Source organism: Motilibacter aurantiacus (assembly GCF_011250645.1).
In the GTDB taxonomy this organism is placed as follows: domain Bacteria; phylum Actinomycetota; class Actinomycetes; order Motilibacterales; family Motilibacteraceae; genus Motilibacter_A; species Motilibacter_A aurantiacus.
In genome coordinates this window covers 25812-43376 of sequence record NZ_JAANNO010000018.1, presented here as the reverse complement: position 1 = coordinate 43376, position 17565 = coordinate 25812, and the positions used below count along the sequence as shown (strand labels likewise).

The window sequence follows — 17565 nt, the reverse complement described above, 5'->3', positions numbered from 1 at the left end:
GACGGTGGTACGGCGGAGCCCTTGCCCCACGACATCATGGGGCGCGTCCCGCCGTGCCACCCGCTCCGGAGGAGCAGATGCCCCTACGCCAACGTCCCCGGACGCTCCCGGCCACCGCGGCCGCGACGACGTCGGCCGTCACGCCCAACCTCTTCGGCTCCGCGTTCGGCATGGCGGGGCTCGCGCTGGCGTGGGAGGCGGCGACCCCCGGGCTCGGCCTGCCCCGGTGGCCCACGGACCTGCTCTGGCTTCTGGCTGCCGGGGTGTACGCCGGCACGCTCGTCGCCTACGTCGTCGACGTCGTGCGGCGGCGTCGGCTCCGGGCCGACCTGGACTCCCCGGTCCTGGGGCCGTTCACCTCGCTGGCGGCCATCCCGGCGATCATGCTCGGCGGCGCGCTCGCCGACCACGCGGAGACCGCTGGGACGGCGATCGCGCTCGCGGCGATCGCCGTCACCGTCGGCCTCGGCGGCTGGCTGACCGGCGGCTGGATCCTGCGCCCCGCCGAGCTGGCGCAGTGGCACCCGGGCTACTTCCTGCCGACCGTCGCGGGCGGCCTCGTCGCCTCGGCGGTCTGCGCCCAGCTGGGCATGGAGCCGCTCGGCCGGCTGCTCCTCGGCTACGGCGTCGTCTGCTGGCTGGTCCTCGGCTCGATCCTGCTGCTGCGGCTGTTCACCCAGCCGGCGCTCCCGTCGGCCCTGCTGCCGACGATGGCGATCGAGGTCGCCCCGCCCTTCGTGGCGAGCAACGCATGGTTCGCGCTGAACGGGGCCCGGTCGGACGCGGTCGCGCTCGGGCTCGCGGGCTACGGCGTGCTGATGGCGTTGGTGCAGGTGCGGCTGGTCGCCGCGTACCGGACCGCGCCGTTCGGACCCGCCTTCTGGTCGTTCAGCTTCTCCTACGCCGCGGTCGCGACGACCGCCCTCACCTGGCTCTCCCTCGAGGCCCCGAGCGGCCAGCGGCTGTGGCAATGGCTGGTGCTGGGCGTCTTGACGCTCGGGTACGTCGCGCTCGCCACGCGCACCGCGGTCGCGCTGCGCGGGGGAACGTACCTGCCGCGCGTGCCCGCGGTGCCCGCCCCGCGCTCGACCGCCGGGGCGGGCCGCGCATGAGTGACGAGACGGCGCCGGGGCCGACGGTCTGGTCCATGCCCCTGGTGCTGCGGGCGCTGAAGAGCGGGCCACCGCTGCACACCGACGCGCTGGAGGCGGCGGCCGTCGCCTGCATGCGGGTGTGGCACGACCCGCGCGCCGCGCAGGAGTGGGCGCCGGCGTTCGACGCATGGCTCACCCGGCAGATCCGAAAGGTGGCCCGGCGGGCCACGCAGGCCTCCAAGTGGCGAGCCGCCGAGGAGGTCCCCGGCGTCACGGTCACGTGCGGGACCGCGACCGTGCGGGCGTACCCGCCGTACCAGTGGCAGCCGGTGAGCCTGCTGCCGAAGGCGCTCGCGGACCTGCAGGTCGCCGGGACCGACTACCCGGACGCGGAGGAGCTGCCCGCGCCCGGGGAGCACCAGGCGCGGCTGTGGCTCAACCCGCACCTGACGACGCTCGCCGACCGGCCCATGACCACGGGGAAGGCGATGGCCCAGGCCGGCCATGCGGCGATGCTGCTGTGGTGGGCGATGACCGCGCGCGCGCAGCAGGGCTGGCACGAGGCCGGCTACCCCTTGGCGGTCCGTCCGGCCACCGTCGAGCAGTGGCAGGAGCTGCTCGCCGACCCCCTCGTGCCCGCGGTCCGCGACGCCGGCTTCACCGAGATCCCGGCGGGGTCGTGCACCTTCGTCGCCGTGCCGGCGGGCGGACGGTCCGAGCTGTCCGGGCGCTCGCTGCGCTGACGGCTCCCGCGGACGGCAGCGTCAGGACGTGCCCTCTCGGCAGACGCCCCGAGCCCGGCCCGCCTCGCCCCCACGGCCCGGTCGAGGTGACCCGTCCGACGGGGTGGGCTGTTGGACGCCGACGAGGAGCGCCGAGGAGTACGCGACGGCTCGCGAGCCCGAACGCTGTCACCGGCTTTCGGATTCGCCGAAGCTGAAGTCAGCAGTTCAGCCGGCCTGCGTGGCCGCGACCGGGTGCGGCTCGAGGGCGGGGCAACGGCCGCCGGGAGCCACCAGCGGCTCGAAGTGCCACGGCTCGTTGGCGTAGCGCCGGCACAGCCCGTACGCCGCCCCGTGCTCCTCGAGCCAGGCCATGCCCTCCCGGGGGCCCACGTCGACCGCCAGCCCGTGCACGTGGGCCGAGTCCTGCGGCGGGAGGACCCACCGGGTCGCGGCGGCGCGGGAGCCGTGCTTCTCGATCGCCTCGTCGAGCAGCCGCTGCTGGTGCGCCCAGCTGCGTCGGCCCGAGGTGACGTGCAGGGGCACGTCCGCCGCCTGCGCGGCCGCCAGCGCGAGCGTGACCCGTCGGCCGAGCTCCGGGTCGAGCCCCTCCTCCGCCCCGTGCCCGGCGTGCGGTGCGACGAACGTGGCGGCGGCGAGGACGAGAAGGGCGGCGGGCAGCCGGAGGACGCGCGGGGAAGCCATGACGACAGCGTCCGTCCAGACGGCCTGCCCCGGCCTCCGGCGCAGGTGCCGGGAGGGGCACCGGGGGGACCGGCGCTCCGGCACCTGCGGAGGAGTCGGGCGGCACCCGCGCGGGGGCCGGGCCGGAGCGGCCAGGCGGCCAGGCGGAACCCGACCCGAAGCGGGCGAGCAGGCCGCGACGTCCGCCCGAACGTCCTGCTCGGCTGCTCACCGCGAACGGTCCCCGCCGAAGGTGGCGGGGTCGACCGGCCGCTGGGCGCGGGGGAGCTTCTCCACCACGAGCAGGTACGACTCCGTGACCAGGTCGTCGACCAGGTCGTGCTCCAGCGAGCCGGCGGGGTGCAGCGTGATCCAGTGCCTCTTGTTCATGTGGTAGCCCGGGGTGATGTCGTCGTGGGCTCCGCAGAGCGCCCTCGCGTCCTCCGGGTCGGCCTTCAGGGTCACGATGGGCTCGCCGGTGACGGCGGTCATGAGCATGAAGACCTTGTCCCGCACCTTGTAGACGTCCCAGTCGGGCCCGAACGGGTGCACCAGGCGCGAGCCGGGCAGCTCGTCGGCGCGCGCCCGGGCGCGCTCCTGCAGTGCTTCGCCCTGCACAGGTGCGCCCTCCCGCCGTCCGTCCACCGTCAGGGGGTGTAGTCGCCGCGGCCGAGGCCGCTGCCCAGCGCGAGCACGAGGGCGGCGGCGGCGCAGGCGGTCCCGACGTACACGACCGGCGTGCTGGCGCGCACCAACGCCGCCCGGGTGAAGGGGGAGCCGGGCTCGGCCTCGCGCCAGTCCCAGCCGTTCACGAGCCACCAGACGCCGTACTGCACGAGCCGGAACCCCAGCCCGAGCGGGAAGAACGCGACGGCGAACACCAGGACGAAGCTGCTCAGCGTGCGGCTCCACTCCGGGTAGTCCAGCGCGTGGAACAGGACCGCGAACGGCACGGCGGCCGCTGCCGCGACGGCGGCCACGCGGGTCGCCGTCGGCAGGATGCCGGCGCGGACAGCGTCGAGAATTGCCACGCGGCAACAGTAGGCGGGCTCGACGCGGGGGGTAGCCGCCGCACGAGTCGTAGGCCGCAGCCGGCCCCGGGAACGAGAGCCGCGGGACGGGCAACCGGCGTGGGGCTCCTCCGCGTCCTCCTCGTGTGAAGCGAATCCTCGCCGGGCTCACGGCCCTGGCCCTGGCCGCCCTGCTCCCCGACGCCAGCCGGGCGGCGGGCCGGTCCACGACCGATGTCGCCGTCAGTGACGTCACCTTGACCGGGCCGCCTCCCGGCACCGCCCCGCTGGTGGGCGCGCAGATCGCGCAGCTCACCGTGACCGCGCGCCTCGTCGCCCCGTCCGGGGTGCCGCAGGGGACGCAGCTGCAGGGATTCGACAACTCCGATTTCGAGCCGCTGACCGTGTGTCCCTGCGTGCGCCTGGAGACGCGGGACACGACGGGACAGGGCCCGCGTCAGCTGCAGGCCCCGCTGACGCTCACCTCCGGCACCGTGACCGACGGGACGTGGACCGCGACGGTCCCCGTCACCGCCAGCGCCGCGGGTAGCTGGCGGGTGCGCCTCCTCGGCTTCCCGGGCGAGCCGGACCGGGTCGAGCTGCCGGCGGCCACCGCGCCGCGGGTGCAGGTCGAGGGCTCGGACCCGCTCCTGATCGAGGTGCGACCGCTCACGAAGCTCCCGGTCCGTCTCGACACGACGGTGACCTATGAGGTGCGGGCCACCGGCCGCACGTCCCGGCGTGCGATCGCGGGAGTGCGCCTGCTGGCGTCGACCCAGATCGACTGCCTCGGGGGGACACCGCTGGCGACCCGTACCCGCGCCGACGGCACCGCGCTCTTGCGCGTCCCGCCGTCGCGTGCGGGCAGCCATGTCGTCGTCGTTCGCCCGCTGAGCGCCCAGCCGCTGAGCGAGGGCACGGGCGCGTGGGGTGAGCGCACCTGCCTCGGGCTCGCGCCGTACGCGGGAGGCGTGTCCGCCACACCGGCGCGGACGGCGGCCCGAGCCGGCACGAACGTCGCCGTCACCGGGCGCGTCACGTACGCCTGCGCGGGTGCGCGCCCGGTGCTGCAGCGGTTGAGCGGGCGCCGCTGGGTCACCGTCAACGACGCGACCGTACGCCTCTTCCCGCCCCGGGCGGGCATCGCCGGCTGCGCGTACACCACCGTCGCGACGCCGCGGCAGGGCACGTCCACCTACCGGGTCGCGCAGCCGCCCAGCCCCCTGGGGCAGCGCGCCGCGAACAGCCGGGCCTTCCGGATCACCGGGCGGTGACGGCCACGCCCGACGGTGGGCGAAGAGCCGCGGGGTGTGCGCGGGCGTCGAGCAGGGAGGTGGCCAGTCGGCCGCTCCGTCAGGACCGCGCACTGCACCCCGCCCTAGTCTGTCGGGCATGACGTTGCGACTCGGCTTCATCGGCATCGTGACCCGGGACATGGCGCGGTCGCTGGCGTTCTACCGCGTCCTCGGGGTGCCCGTTCCCGACGGCATGGACGGTGCCCCCCACGTGGACGCACAGCTGGACGACGCGACGCAGCTAGCGTGGGACACCGTGGAGACGGTGCAGGGGTTCGACCCCGGCTACAGCTACCCGACCGGCGGGCACCGCATCGCTCTCGCCTTCGACCAGGGCACGCCGGCCGCCGTCGACGCCACCGCCCAGCGGCTCGTCGACGCCGGCTACGCGATGCACGTCGAGCCCTGGGACGCCCACTGGGGACAGCGGTACGCGACCTTTCTCGACCCGGACGGCAACTCGGTCGACCTCTACGCCGCGCTGCCCGCGAGCTGAGCGGGCGTCCCGCCGGCGATTCGTCGCAGCCGGCGCGGACCGGTGGGCCGGCACCGACGCCGTGCAGCAGGTGGAGGTGGTCGCCGCGCCGCCTGCAGCGGCGCGCCGCGCCCGTCGGGAGGCCCGCCCGTTCCGATCGGGACCGCTGGGGAGGCCTGCTCGACCCGACCCGGCGAGCGTCCCCCCGCCGGCGGAGGCCGGCGGCCACGCACGGCCGGAGGGCTCACGCCCTCGACCAGGCCGTGTCCGGCTCGCGGTGATCCACTTCACGCTCTGAGCGGGCAGCGGCGGCGCTAGGTTCGCTGCAGGGGCCCGTGGCGGATGCGGGGGCATCGGACCGGGGGGTGGTGCCGTGACCGCACCCGCGCCTGCTGCCGCGACCACGGCGGCCGCGCTCGTCGCCACCGCCGGGGTGCACCTGGCCTGGGCGGCCGGCAGCCCGTGGCCGTTCGCCGACCACGACACCTGGCGCCGCTCGATCCTCGACGCGAAGATGGCCGAGCCGCGGCCCGCGGACTACGCAGCCGTGGTCGCTGCCCTGCTGGCCGGCTCGGGCGCGATGCTCGCAGCCGGCGGGGCAGCGGTGCCGGGCTGGCGGCGCCTGCCGCGGCCGCTGCGTACCGCAGCTCCCTGGGGTGTGGTCGGCGCCCTGGCCCTGCGGGGCGGGCTCGGCCTGCTGCTGGTCGACCCCGCTCGGCACGGGGAGGACTTCACCCGGCTGAACCGTCGCGTCTACAGCCCGCTCTGCCTGGCGCTCGCGGCCGGGGCAGGGTGGACGGCGGCCCGTCGGCGCGACCAGGCCTGACCCGTCGACGCCGGCGCACAGCGCCAGCAGGCCCAGTGGCGCATTCGACGTACAGGGCGGGGCGCGGACACCACCAGCGACGGGAGCCCGCCCCAAGAAGCCAGGGCGCGCAGCGGCAGGGGTCACGTGCCCGCCGACCCGCAGACGCCGAACTCGCACCTGCGGCTCGGGAAGCCTCCGCTACGCAGCTCGGGCTGATGTTGCCCACCGCAGGCCGCGCACGGGCTGGCGCCGGCACGCCCGGCAGTGGGCCGGGGCGGCTGTGCCTGTGGGCTTGGGGGGGGGGAGCTTGACGGCCGTTGTCGAGCACCGACAAGGAGGGGACGAGCGCGCCCGGGTCGGCGTCGGCGGACAGCAGCACGGGCTGCGGCGCCCGAACCATGGAAGTGACGCAGTGCCTCGGGCAACTCGAGCCGGCCGCGGGGCAGGCTGCAGTTGCCAGCAGGGCGCGGTACCAGGCCCGAGCCGTGCTCTACGACCTGGGCCGCCTGCCCGGGCCGCCACCTCAAGCAGCGCCCACGGTGTGAACTCCCGGACGCGGCCGTGATCATCGAGCAGCGCGAACGGGTGGATGAACCGCGGATGGCTCGACGCGCGAGCCGGGGGAGGGGCACGACCTTCGTGTCGGCAGAGCCAGCGGCGGACGCGTCGCGAGAGTGAGTGGACGTCGGGCCGGCGCAGCGTGAGCACGGGTGAGGCGCCGGGTGGGAGTGGACTCGCGACGTGGGGAGCTCGAGCTGGTCGCGGAGGCGCCTTACGACGTGCACACGATGTGTCGCCGGGCAAGGGAACCGACAGCCTGGTCGCACCGCAGCGTCACCAGCGCGAATCGAGGGATGATCATTCAAGCCTCCACCGCGGCATCGAAGCGGCTGCGGACGAGCGGTTCCGGCTTGACATCGTCGGCCAGAAGGCGCAAATCCTGCGCGCAGAACGGCCGTTCAGCGTCTGGCTCGATGGGATGTGGAACCGCGGTGCCCGGGTGTCGCGCGGGCCGGGATCGTATGGGTGCGCTCGTCCAGTCCACCGGCGAGGCGAGCGCGGTGGCTGGTGCCGCCGAGAGCGGCGGAGCGGCGAGGCGGGCGGCGACTCCGAGCCGCCCGGCACAGTACGACGAGTCGGGCTGAGGGTGCGTTCGCGCCCGTCTCCTGCACATCGCCCGCACGGCGCCCCGCACCTCGTCGTGGACAGGTTGATACCTCCCTCGCGTGACGCTCGCGCCACTCGTGACCGCATCTGCTCGGAGATATCGCCCCGCCGTGTGTTCCCCCGGGCCGCGGACGACGCGCCCGCGGCCGCAGACGCCCCTCCTGTAGGTGATCGCTACCGAGACGACGGGAGCGGCTGCGCTGCGACAGTTCCGCCGGGGCGAGGGCAGCCTCGCCGCGCAGAGCTGGAGGAAACAGATGAAGATCGCTGTGCTCGGCAGTGGGAGCGTCGGGACGACGCTCGCCCACGGACTGCTCGAGGCGGGCCACGACGTCGTGTTCGGCGTGCGGGCCCCGGGGACCCACGGGGGCTTCAGCGCGCCGGCCCTGACGCTGCAGGAGGCGGCCGCCGCGGCGCAGGTCGTGGTGAACGCCTTGCCGGGCAGCGTCTCGCTGGACGTGCTCGTCCCCCTGGCAGACGCCCTGGCCGGCAAGGTGCTCGTCGACGTCGCGAACGCCGTCACCCCCGCGTTCGACCTGCTGCACCCCGGGGACAGCCTCGGCGCGAAGCTGCAGCAGGCCCTTCCGCGGACCCGAGTGGTGAAGACGCTGAACACCGTGCCCGTGGCTGTCATGGCCGACCCAGGCGGGCTCCCCGGCCCTAGCAGTGTGTTCCTGTCCGGGAACGACGCCGAGGCCAAACGGCTGGTCGGGCTGCTCCTGCAGGGGCTCGGGTGGGCGCACGGCGTGCAGGTCGACCTCGGCGGCATTTCGACGGCGCGGGCGACGGAGCACTACCTGCACCTGTCGATGGCGCTCATGGGCGTGACGGGCGGCGCGGCGTACAACGTGGCGGTGGTCGCGTGAGCGCGCGGGCCACCGCGTCCCGCCCGATCCCCGCGCCGGCACGGGGGGCAGGGCGATGACGTCGAGCGAGGTGCTGCTGCGCGGGGCGGTCTCCCTGCAGGACGTCACCCGCACTTACGGCACGGGGCCCTCCGCGGTCAGAGCGGTTGACCACGTTGACGTGGAGTTCGCCCGCGGGACGTGGACCGCCGTCATGGGCCCGTCAGGCTCCGGCAAGTCGACGCTTCTGCACTGCGCGGCGGGCCTCGAGCGGGTCGACGGCGGGCGCGTCCTGCTCGGGGGCACCGACATCACCGGGGCGAGTGACGCCGAGCTGACCGCGCTGCGGCGGTCGCGGATCGGGTTCGTGTTCCAGAGCTTCAACCTCATCGGCTCCCTCACCGCCGAGCAGAACATCGCACTGCCGCTGCGGCTCGGCGGTCTGCGTCCGGACCGGGGGCGCGTGCTCGAGGTCCTGGCGTCCGTGGGGCTGAGCGAGCGCGCCGACCACCGGCCCAGAGAGCTCTCGGGCGGCCAGCAGCAGCGCGTCGCGATCGCCCGTGCGATGGTGACGGGGCCTGAGGTGCTGTTCGCAGACGAGCCGACCGGCGCTCTGGACTCCAACGCCGCGCGCACGGTGCTGGAGCTGCTGCGGGGCATGGCGGACGCCGGCCAGACGATCGTCATGGTCACGCACGACCCCGTGGCTGCGGCGCGGGCGGACGCCGTGCAGTACCTGCGCGACGGGCGGCTCGTCGACCGGTTGGTCGGGGGTTCGGTGCAGGACGTCGCCGATCGCCTCGTGGCCCTGGAGCGCTGAGCCGTGCTCCGCTTGAGCTGGAACGGCTTCCTCGACCGCTGGCGGCTCTTCGTCGGTGCCGTCGTGACCGTGTGCCTCGGCGTCGCGCTCATCCAGTCGTCGCTGCTGCTGCTCGTCACCGCCGTGCGGCTCGACGCTCCGCCGGGGGCGACGGCGCTGCAGCGCATGCGCTTCGACCAGGGGGCAGCGACGGCGGTCGCCCTGCTCGGCGTCACGCTCGGCTTCGCCGCGTTCCTGGCGGTGTTCATCATCGGCTCCACGTTCGCCTTCACCATCGACCAGCGCCGCCGGGACCTCGCGCTGCTGCGGCTCGTTGGCGGCGGCCGCGCTCACGTCCGGCGGCTGCTCCTCGGCGAGGCGGCGCTGCTCGGAGGGGCGGGCGCGCTGCTGGGCGTGCTGGCGGGCGTCGGTGTCATGGCCCTGCAGACGCGCCTGCTGCGCCACCTGCGCTTCGTGCCGGAGGGGTTCCGCGGGGAGTGGCACCCCTGGGCCGCGGGCGCTTCGTTCGCGGCGGGGCTCGCGCTCGCCCTGTCCGGCGTGCTGCTCGCCGCACGGCGAGCGGCCCGGGTGCAGCCGTTGGACGCGCTGCGTGACATCGAGGGCGCCGCCCGCGTGATGACGCGGGGCCGGTGGGCGGTCGGGCTGCTGCTGCTCCTCGGCGCCGCCGTGCTCGCGGCGCTCTCGCCGGTGGGCGGCGCGGTCGGAGGGCAGGCGATGGCGCAGACCGTCTCCCTGTGCGCCGCCCTCGCCGCGACGCTGCTCGGCCCGTGGCTCGTGCCAGCGGTCGCGCGCCTGCTGCCGGTGCGCATGGGGGGCGTCCTCGGCGAGCTGTCCCGCGCCGCTCTGCGCGACGAACCCAGGCGGACCGCGTCGACCGCCGCTCCGCTAATCGTCCTCGTCGGGCTCGTCCTCGGGCAGGGCGTCGCCAGCGCGTCGTTCACCGACGCCGGCCGTGACGAGCTGGCGCGCACGACGCGCGCCGACCTCGTTGTCGAGGGCACCGGCCCGGTCGGCGCCGGGGTGGCGGCGGTCCCGGGCGTCGCTGTGGCCTCGACCGAGCTCGAGCTGCCGGTCGCGCTCACGACCGGCACGGGCGACGCGGCCTACACCCGCACCCTGTCCGCGGTCGTGGTGGACCCGGCCGGCTACGTGGACGTCCACGAGGGCGCGGGCCGCCTCGACGCGCTGGCGGGGCGGGCCGTCGTGCGCGGGCCCGGCGCGGACGGCTTCGGGCGGGGCGACCGGGTCGGGGTGCGCGTGGGTGACGAGGACCTCGGCCGGCTGCCCGTCGCCGCGACGGTCCCGCAGTCCATCGGCGGGGGCGCGGCCCTCCTCCTGCCGCCGGGCCTGGTGCCCGACCGGCTATTGGCGGAGGCGTCCGCCCGCACCTTTGTGCGGCTCGCTCCCGGCGCCGACCGGGCAGACGTGGCCCGAGTGCTCGCCTCGGCGGGGGCGGTGCACGACATCGACGACTGGCTCGGCCGCGACGCCGAGTCCCGCCAGGACACGAGCAACGGCGTGCTCCTGGTCGTCATGGGGCTCGGTGCGCTGTACGCCGCGATCGGGGTGGTGAACGCGGTGGTCATCGGCGCGGGCTCACGGGGGCGCGAGTTCGCCGCTGCTCGGGCGACCGGCTTGACCCGGCGGCAGGTCGTCGTCGTGGCGCTCGCCGAGTCCCTCACCGTCACGGGCGCCGCGGTGCTGCTCGGAGCGCTCGCCGCCGCAGGCACCCTGTTGGCCGTGGCCGCCGTCACCGGCGTGGTCACAGGCGTGGCGAGCGCCTCGGTGCCGTGGACGCTGGCGACGTCGGTCGTGCTCGGCGCGTTCGCGCTGACCGCGTGCTCCTCGCTGCTGACGACGTGGTCCGCGACCCGCACGCCCCCCGTCGCCCTGCTGGCGGCCCGCGAGTGACGCGCCGGCCCTACCGGAGGGCTCGCCCGCGGTAGGGTCCGGCACAGCGCCGTCGCCGTCGCCGGGGGCGGGGTACCTCGCCGGGGGCCGCCCTGCGGCGGGCCCGCCTTCCAGCGACGGTGCGGGCGCACATGGGCTCCCGCGATGCCAGGAGGGCAGATGCGTCTGTTCGGACGCGCGCGGGAGGTTCGCGCCGTCGCGGCAGTGCTCGAGGACGCCGTGCACGGCAAGGGGGGCGCCCTCGTCGTGAGAGGGCCCGCCGGGATCGGGAAGACCTCCCTCGTGGAGCGGGCGCTCGTGGCCGTCCCCCGCCTGCACGTCGTCCGCGCGGTCGGCTCGGAGTTCGAGACGCACCTGCCCTTCGCCGGCCTGCAGTACCTCTGCCAGCCCCTGCTCGGCCTGCTGGAGCGGCTCCCGCTCGCCCAGGCCGACGCGCTGCGTGGCGCCCTCGGGTTGGGCGGGACGCCGTCCCCCGACCCGGTCCTGCTCAACGTCTCGCTGGCCGCGCTGCTCACGGCGGCGGCCCAGGAGGAGCCCCTCGCATGCGTGGTGGACGACGTGCAGTGGATGGACCCCTCGAGCGTCGAGGCGCTGGCGTTCGTCGCGCGGCGTGCGGGCTTCCTGCGCCTGGCCCTGCTGCTCGTCGCGCGCGACGGTGAGGGGCGCGACGCCCTGGACAGGCTGCCGGCGCTGCGCGTGCCGCCCCTGGACCGGCAGACCGCGCGCGACCTGCTCGCGGCCGAGGTGCCGACGCTGCTCGAGCCGCAGGTGCGCGACAGGGTCGTGGAGGAGGCCCGCGGGAACCCCCTGGCGCTGCTCGAGCTTCCTCGTGCGCTGGGCCCCGACGGCCTGGCCGGCGGCTTCGGGCTCCCCCGCGTCCCCTCGGTGCAGGGGACGATCGAGGCGGCCTTCCGTCAGCGGATCGAGGAGCTGCCCGACTCGGCCAGGCAGTTCGCGGCGCTCGCCGCTGCGGACCCGACCGGTGACGCCTCCCTGCTGTGGGTAGCCGCGGCCGAGCAGGGGCTCACGCCGCGGGACGCGCTGCCCCTGCAGGACAACGGCCTGCTCACCATCGGCGCCCGCGTCTCCTTCCGCCACCCGCTGGTGCGGGCAGCGGCGTACGAGGCCGCCGGGCTCGCCTTCCGGCGCCGTGCGCACGCAGCCCTCGGCCGCGCCACCGACCGGGAGGCGATGCCCTGCCACCGCGCGTGGCACCTCGCGCTTGCCGCGGAGGGCCCTGACGAGCAGACCGCGCAGGAGCTGATGCGGTCGGCGGACCGCGCACGTGACCGCGGTGGCTATGCGGCCCAGGCCGCGTTCCTCGAGCGTGCTGGCGCGCTGACGCCCGACCCCGCGGCCCGGGCGGCGCGCTTCTTGCTGGCCGCGGCCGCGAAGCGCACCGCGGGCGCGCCGGACGCGGCCCTCGAGCTGCTGTCGGTGGTGGAGGCCCACCATCTGGACGAGGAGCAGCGAGTGCGTGCTCGGGTGCTCCGCGCGCGCATCCGGTTCGACCGCGAGCGCGACGGCGCGGCGGTGCGCGCGTTGCTCACCGCCGGCCAGGACCTCGCTGCCCACGACCCCGAGACGGCCCGCGACGTGCTGTTCGACGCCTACGCCGCCATGGTCTTCATGGGCAGGCTCGCGGAGCCAGCGCTGCGCACGTCGCTGGCCGCCGCGCTCGAGACGCTCGCGCCCGTGTCCTCGCGGGCCGTGCCCCGCGACCTGCTCCTGCGCGGCCTGCTCACGTCGGAGTGCGAGGGGGTGTCCGTGGGCGGGCCCACGTTGCTGGCGGGCGTGCGCGCGACCCTGGACGACGAGGCGCCCTGCCAGACCACGGCGGAGCTCTGGCTGGGCCCCAGCGCTGCCCTCGAGGCGTGGGACGAGCAGGCCGTGCGAACGATCGCGGAGCGGCAGCTGAGGTGGGTCCGGGCGCGCGGCGCGCTGGCGGACCTCCCGATCGCCCTGAGCTATGCCGCGCTCGTGCACCTGAACGCCGGGGACCTGGACGGAGCGCAGGCTCTGGTCGACGAGGCGAACCGCGTCTCGGCCGAGATCGAGGCTCCCCCGCTGCCCCACGTCGACATGAGCATTGCGGCATGGCGTGGGGACGAAGAGCGCGCCGAGCGGTTCGCGCGCGCCGCGCTGGACAGCGCGGCGGCCCGCCAGGAGGGCAGGCTCATCAGCATCACCCACCACGCCCGTGCCGTCCTGCTCAACGGGCTCGGGCGCTACGACGAGGCGCTCGAGGTGGCGCGGGAGTCGACCGAGCTGGGCGAGCAGAGCGTCTTCGGCGGCCTCGTGCCGGAGCTGGTCGAGGCCGCAGCGCGCGCCGGCCGGCCCGAAGCCGCCCGCAAGGCAATGGCACTGCTGGAGGAGCGGGCGGCGGCGTTCGAGTCCCCCTGGTCGCTGGCCGTGCTCGCACGATCCCGCGCGCTGCTCGGCCCCGTCGACGAGGCCGATGTCTACTTCAGGCAAGCACTGGACTGCTTCGCTGCTACGGACGCACGCGCGCACTTCGCCCGGACCCGCCTCCTCTACGGCGAGTGGCTGCGCCGCGAGGGGCGCAAGCGCGAGGCCCGCGAACAGCTCCGGACCGCCGCGGCCGAGCTCGGCGGCATCGGCGCACGGGCGTTCGAGGCCCGGGCCGCCAGGGAGCTTGCCGCCACCGGCGAGCGCGCTCGTCCCCGGGACGGCAGCGACCCCTCGTCCCTGACTCCCCAGGAGCTCACCGTCGCGCGGCTCGTCGCTGCGGGGGCGACGTCGAAGGAGGCGGCCGCTGCGCTCTTCCTGAGCCCGCGCACCATCGACGCGCACCTGCGCAACATCTTCGGCAAGCTCGGCATCAGCTCCCGTCGGGAGCTTTCCCGGATGCGCGAGGCGCTCGGCCCCGCGCCTGCCTCGGACGCCGTCGCTCCGCCCCGGCAGCGGCACCGCCCGGCCCAGGCGTTGGGCTCGGACGGGGGCTCGACGGGCGTCGCGCCCGACGCGCGCCTGACGAAGGCCGAGAGCGGGGTCCGCGCTACCACGCGCGAGAGCGGCCGGGAGCACTAGGCGAGCACCACCGAGACGAAGCCGCCGGCACCGGTGCCAGTGTCGGACGATGCACCTGGAGCAGCGCCACGCAGCGGGTATCGCCGCCGCCTACGCCCTCGTCGTCGTCGTGGTGGCCGTCGGCGTCGCCGTCGCGACCCGGGAGCCCGGCAGCTTTGCCGGCATCTGGGTCCTGGTGGTCACCCTGCCCGGCTCGCTGCTGGCCCTACCCACGGGGCTGCAGGGCGACGCGATGCTGGTGCTGCTGACGCTCCTGGGCCTGCTGCAGGCTCTCGTCGTGTACCTGCTGCTCGCGCGCGTCGCCGCCCGCCGCAGGTGAGGCGCACGGCGCCGCCGATCGGTCCATGGGCGGGGCCCGGGTGCGTGAGGGACGTCCCGCTTCGTCGTCGACGCGGCCCTCCGCGCGGCGCCCTTGGCCGCTCGTCCCCGACGGCGGGGACGATGCGCGGTCACTTCACGAAGAGCCTCGACGCCTGCCGGGCGCGGCGCGGGGAGGTCCGCCCGGTCGAGGTGCCGCTGATGCACTAGCTCATGGCCACGGGCACGGCGATCCGAACGAGGAGCCGGCGTACGTCGAGGTGCGCCACGTGCTGTACCCGCTCACGTACGCGCTGAAGGCGGGGAGCAAGCGCGTCTCCACCGGGACCAGGTAGTCCCGCCGCTCGAAGGAACCGGGTGGGCCGGCGACCCGACGGCGTTCGCGAGCCGCAGGAAGAGGCGGCGTGGAGTTGGACGCTGATGCGCATGGAGCCGGAGCGGCTCATCCGGACCACGTCGCGCAGGAAGTCGACGACCTCGCGGCCAGGAGCCCGAGCTGCCGGTGGAGCGCGCTCGCCTCGAGGCCCTCGACGAGCGGCTTCTGCGCGCAGATTCTGCATGTCGGCCCCGACGCCGAGGGACCCGTGCTCGCCGGCCTCCGCAGGCGCTTCGTGCCGGCAATGGCCTAGGGGTGACGGGCAAGCACCACGAGGTCCACCTCGGCGACCTCCGCGGAACCGCTACGGAGCTGCTCGGGACCGATCCTGCGCCGGCCGGTGCGGCGCACGGGAGAGCGCCCAGCAGCGGCCTCGTCGAGCCGGGCGATGGGGTGCGTTCACCGCAGGTGTGCCGACGCGCGACCCGGGGGAGCAGCACGCCCACCGGCATCGGCAGAGCCGGCGGCGTGGACCGAAGTGGTCGTCGGCGGACGAAGCGCGCTGGTGAGGCGCTCGGCTCGACGGGCGGGGGCGCGCCCGAGGCCGGACGGGGTCGCTGCGTCACCAGTGCCGTCCGTGACGTCCGGGGCAGCCTGCACCAGGCCCGGACGGCCTGACAACGACGAAGGCCCTGCAGGACCGGAGTCATGCAGGGCCGGGGAGCTTTCCCCATGAGAAGTGTCCGAGGGGGGACTTGAACCCCCACGCCCGATAAAGGGCACTAGCACCTCAAGCTAGCGCGTCTGCCATTCCGCCACCCGGACTTGGGTCGTCACCGCTCGAAAGCATCCACATGCACTCAGGTGCATCAGAAGCGCCCTGCGGCGACTCCAGAACGATACCAGGACGGGCGGCTGGTGCCGTACGCCCTGCCCTCGGAGGGCCCGAGGGGCGTACGAGACGAGGGCTGTTCCCGTGACCTACAACCGCCTGCTCCGGCGCAGTGCGACCGCCGCGGCGTGTGTCGGGCTGGTTGCCGCGGTGGGCAGCCTGCCCCCGGCCGCCGGGAGGCCGGCCCCGCCGGTCGTGGCTCCCGCAGCGGGGCGCCGCGCCGGTGGGCGGGCCGGGCCGTCGCGCGCCGTGGGGGGCGGGCAGGATGACGCCGTGACCGACACGCCTGCCACCTCCGTTGCCGAGGACGAGGTCGTCTCCCTCTGCAGCGAGCTCATCTCGATGGACACCTCGAACTACGGCGACGGGTCCGGGCCGGGGGAGCGGGCGGCTGCCGAACGCGTGGCCGAGCTGCTCGCCGAGGTCGGGCTCGACCCGCGGATCGTCGAGAGCGAGCCCGGGCGGGCCAGCGTCGTCGCGCGCGTCGAGGGCGGCGACCCGGCCCGCACCGATGCGCTGCTGGTGCACGGCCATCTCGACGTCGTGCCCGCGCGGGCCGCGGACTGGACGGTCCACCCCTTCGCCGGCGAGGTGCGCGACGGCTGCGTCTGGGGCCGAGGCGCGGTCGACATGAAGGACATGGACGCGATGGTCCTGGCGACCGTGCGCGCGCGGCTGCGGGAAGGGCGGCGTACGGCTCGGCCGCTCGTTCTCGCGTTCCTGGCCGACGAGGAGGCCGGCGGCGCGAAGGGCGCCCACTTCCTCGCCGACAACCACGCCGACCTCTTCGAGGGGTGCACCGAGGCGATCAGCGAGGTCGGGGGCTTCTCGACGACCGTCCGGGGCCGCCGGTTCTATCTGCTGGAGACGGCCGAGAAGGGGCTGGCCTGGATGCGGCTGAAGGCCGCCGGCACGGCGGGCCACGGGTCGATGGTGCAGCCGGACAACGCGGTGACCGAGCTGTGCGCCGCCGTCGCCCGGTTGGGGGAGCACCGGTGGCCCGTCCGCATGACCGACACGGTGCGGACGTTCCTGGAGGCCGTGAGCGAGGAGACCGGCGTCCCACTGGACCCGGAGGACCCCTCGGCGCTGCTCGCCGAGCTCGGGGCGATCGCCCGCATCGTCGGGGCCACCCTGCGCAATACGACCAACCCGACGGTGCTGCGCGCCGGCTACAAGACCAACGTCGTGCCCCAGGAGGCCCTGGCCGAGGTCGACGGCCGCTTCCTGCCGGGCTACGAGGAGGAGTTCTTCGCCACGGTCGACGAGCTGGTCGGCCCCGGCATCACGCGCGAGATGATCACCCACGACATCGCGATCGAGGCCCCGCACGGCGGCGCCCTCTGGGAGCGCATGGAGGCGGCGCTGCTCGCTGAGGACCCGGGCGCCCGCGTCGTGCCCTACGCCCTGTCAGGCGGCACCGACAGCAAGTCCTTCACGCCGCTCGGCATCACCGGGTACGGGTTCGCCCCCCTCCGCCTCCCCGCCGACCTCGACTTCTCCGGCATGTTCCACGGCATCGACGAGCGCGTCCCCGTGGACAGCCTGCAGTTCGGGGTTCGGGTGCTGGACCGCTTCTTCGACAGCCTGTAGGAGCGCGGCTGTCTCGGGCCCTGCGCGGAGACGGCAGCTCCCCGTCCAGGACACCCTTCCCCGCCGCCCGGTGTCGCGCGCGGCGAGCTCACGCCGTGCGCGCCACCCGGATCACACGCCGCCGCAGCCAGGCCCGCCGGCTCCCGTCCGCGTAGAGCCGCAGCCGCCACAGCTCCCAGTGGCCGTACTCGGCCTGCTCGGTGAGCAGACGGCGCGCGTCCCCACGGGTCGTGCCCCGCGGCATGTACAGAACCTGCGTCTCCCACTCGCGCACGTTCCCCACGATAGGCCGATGCCGGTAGCGTTCGGTCGGTGTCCGACCCCACGAGCATCCCTAGCGGTGCCGACGTCCGCTCCGCCGCGCGTGAGCTGATCACCGCGATCGAGCATCACCTGCAGACCGTCGAGACGAGGACCGGTGAGGCGGACCCGCGCGTCTCGGCCGCCTTCGGTCAGCTGCGCGACGCCTTCCTCGACTACGAGGACGTCCTCTACGACGTCTACGACGAGGTCGTCCCGTTCGAGATCGTGGAGGACGACGAGCTCGACGACGACGAGGACGAG

At 75.3% G+C, this 17565-nt stretch carries 15 protein-coding genes and 1 tRNA gene; 11 read left to right on the top strand and 5 right to left on the bottom strand.

From position 1 onward, the window contains the following. Nucleotides 1–77 precede the first annotated feature (77 nt). Both G9H72_RS19470 and G9H72_RS19465 read left to right on the top strand, forming a co-directional pair. Complete coding sequence (locus G9H72_RS19470) at nucleotides 78–1112, top strand: SLAC1 family transporter (RefSeq protein WP_166174274.1); 1035 nt, start codon at nucleotides 78–80, stop codon at nucleotides 1110–1112. Continuing rightward, the gene (locus G9H72_RS19465; RefSeq protein ID WP_166174273.1) at nucleotides 1109–1837 is read left to right on the top strand and encodes a peptidyl-tRNA hydrolase; all 729 of its coding nucleotides are present in this window, start codon (nucleotides 1109–1111) and stop codon (nucleotides 1835–1837) included. Before G9H72_RS19470 ends, G9H72_RS19465 begins: the two co-directional genes overlap by 4 nt. Before the next feature lie 207 nt (nucleotides 1838–2044). Here G9H72_RS19465 and G9H72_RS19460 read toward each other — a convergent pair whose 3' ends face one another. The 3 genes from G9H72_RS19460 to G9H72_RS23245 all read right to left on the bottom strand — a co-directional run bounded on the left by G9H72_RS19460 (nucleotide 2045) and on the right by G9H72_RS23245 (nucleotide 3531). Next, entirely contained in the window at nucleotides 2045–2521 is a 477-nt protein-coding gene (locus tag G9H72_RS19460; protein WP_166174272.1) for a M15 family metallopeptidase, read from the bottom strand. 207 nt (nucleotides 2522–2728) lie between these two features. Next, a complete protein-coding gene (locus G9H72_RS23250) occupies nucleotides 2729–3118 on the bottom strand; it encodes an MmcQ/YjbR family DNA-binding protein (RefSeq protein ID WP_166174271.1) in 390 nt (129 codons plus the stop codon). A gap of 29 nt (nucleotides 3119–3147) precedes the next feature. After that, entirely contained in the window at nucleotides 3148–3531 is a 384-nt protein-coding gene (locus G9H72_RS23245; protein ID WP_166174270.1) for a hypothetical protein, read from the bottom strand. A gap of 125 nt (nucleotides 3532–3656) precedes the next feature. On the opposite strand from G9H72_RS23245, the gene G9H72_RS19445 reads away from it, so the two are divergent. The 8 genes from G9H72_RS19445 to G9H72_RS19410 all read left to right on the top strand — a co-directional run bounded on the left by G9H72_RS19445 (nucleotide 3657) and on the right by G9H72_RS19410 (nucleotide 14201). Beyond that, nucleotides 3657–4784: a hypothetical protein gene (locus G9H72_RS19445; protein WP_166174269.1), complete on the top strand. Its 1128-nt coding sequence runs from the start codon at nucleotides 3657–3659 to the stop codon at nucleotides 4782–4784. Between the two features lie 118 nt (nucleotides 4785–4902). Beyond that, complete coding sequence (locus G9H72_RS19440) at nucleotides 4903–5301, top strand: VOC family protein (protein ID WP_166174268.1); 399 nt, start codon at nucleotides 4903–4905, stop codon at nucleotides 5299–5301. A gap of 352 nt (nucleotides 5302–5653) precedes the next feature. After that, a complete protein-coding gene (locus G9H72_RS19435) occupies nucleotides 5654–6106 on the top strand; it encodes a DUF3995 domain-containing protein (RefSeq protein ID WP_166174267.1) in 453 nt (150 codons plus the stop codon). 1406 nt (nucleotides 6107–7512) lie between these two features. After that, nucleotides 7513–8121 (top strand): NADPH-dependent F420 reductase, encoded by a 609-nt coding sequence (locus G9H72_RS19430; RefSeq protein ID WP_166174265.1) that lies wholly within the window; start codon nucleotides 7513–7515, stop codon nucleotides 8119–8121. A 55-nt stretch (nucleotides 8122–8176) separates the two neighbouring features. Continuing rightward, nucleotides 8177–8920: an ABC transporter ATP-binding protein gene (locus G9H72_RS19425; RefSeq protein ID WP_166174263.1), complete on the top strand. Its 744-nt coding sequence runs from the start codon at nucleotides 8177–8179 to the stop codon at nucleotides 8918–8920. 3 nt (nucleotides 8921–8923) lie between these two features. Then, on the top strand, nucleotides 8924–10831 hold the full coding sequence (locus tag G9H72_RS19420) for an FtsX-like permease family protein (RefSeq protein ID WP_166174261.1): 1908 nt from the start codon (nucleotides 8924–8926) through the stop codon (nucleotides 10829–10831). Between the two features lie 159 nt (nucleotides 10832–10990). Then, a complete protein-coding gene (locus G9H72_RS19415) occupies nucleotides 10991–13882 on the top strand; it encodes an AAA family ATPase (protein WP_166174259.1) in 2892 nt (963 codons plus the stop codon). Between the two features lie 49 nt (nucleotides 13883–13931). After that, nucleotides 13932–14201 carry an SCO4225 family membrane protein gene (locus G9H72_RS19410; RefSeq protein WP_166174257.1) on the top strand — a complete coding sequence of 90 codons (270 nt, stop codon included), beginning with the start codon at nucleotides 13932–13934 and terminating at the stop codon, nucleotides 14199–14201. Nucleotides 14202–15256: 1055 nt separating this feature from the next. Here G9H72_RS19410 and G9H72_RS19405 read toward each other — a convergent pair. Continuing rightward, nucleotides 15257–15341 (bottom strand) — tRNA-Leu (locus G9H72_RS19405). Nucleotides 15342–15681: 340 nt separating this feature from the next. Between G9H72_RS19405 and G9H72_RS19400 the strand changes: the two genes are divergently transcribed. Beyond that, nucleotides 15682–17001 (top strand): M20/M25/M40 family metallo-hydrolase, encoded by a 1320-nt coding sequence (locus tag G9H72_RS19400; protein ID WP_166174255.1) that lies wholly within the window; start codon nucleotides 15682–15684, stop codon nucleotides 16999–17001. A gap of 88 nt (nucleotides 17002–17089) precedes the next feature. Here G9H72_RS19400 and G9H72_RS19395 read toward each other — a convergent pair whose 3' ends face one another. Beyond that, nucleotides 17090–17275, bottom strand: a complete 186-nt coding sequence (locus G9H72_RS19395) for a DUF5703 family protein (RefSeq protein WP_196791432.1) — start codon at nucleotides 17273–17275, stop codon at nucleotides 17090–17092. Between the last annotated feature and the right edge of the window lie 290 nt (nucleotides 17276–17565).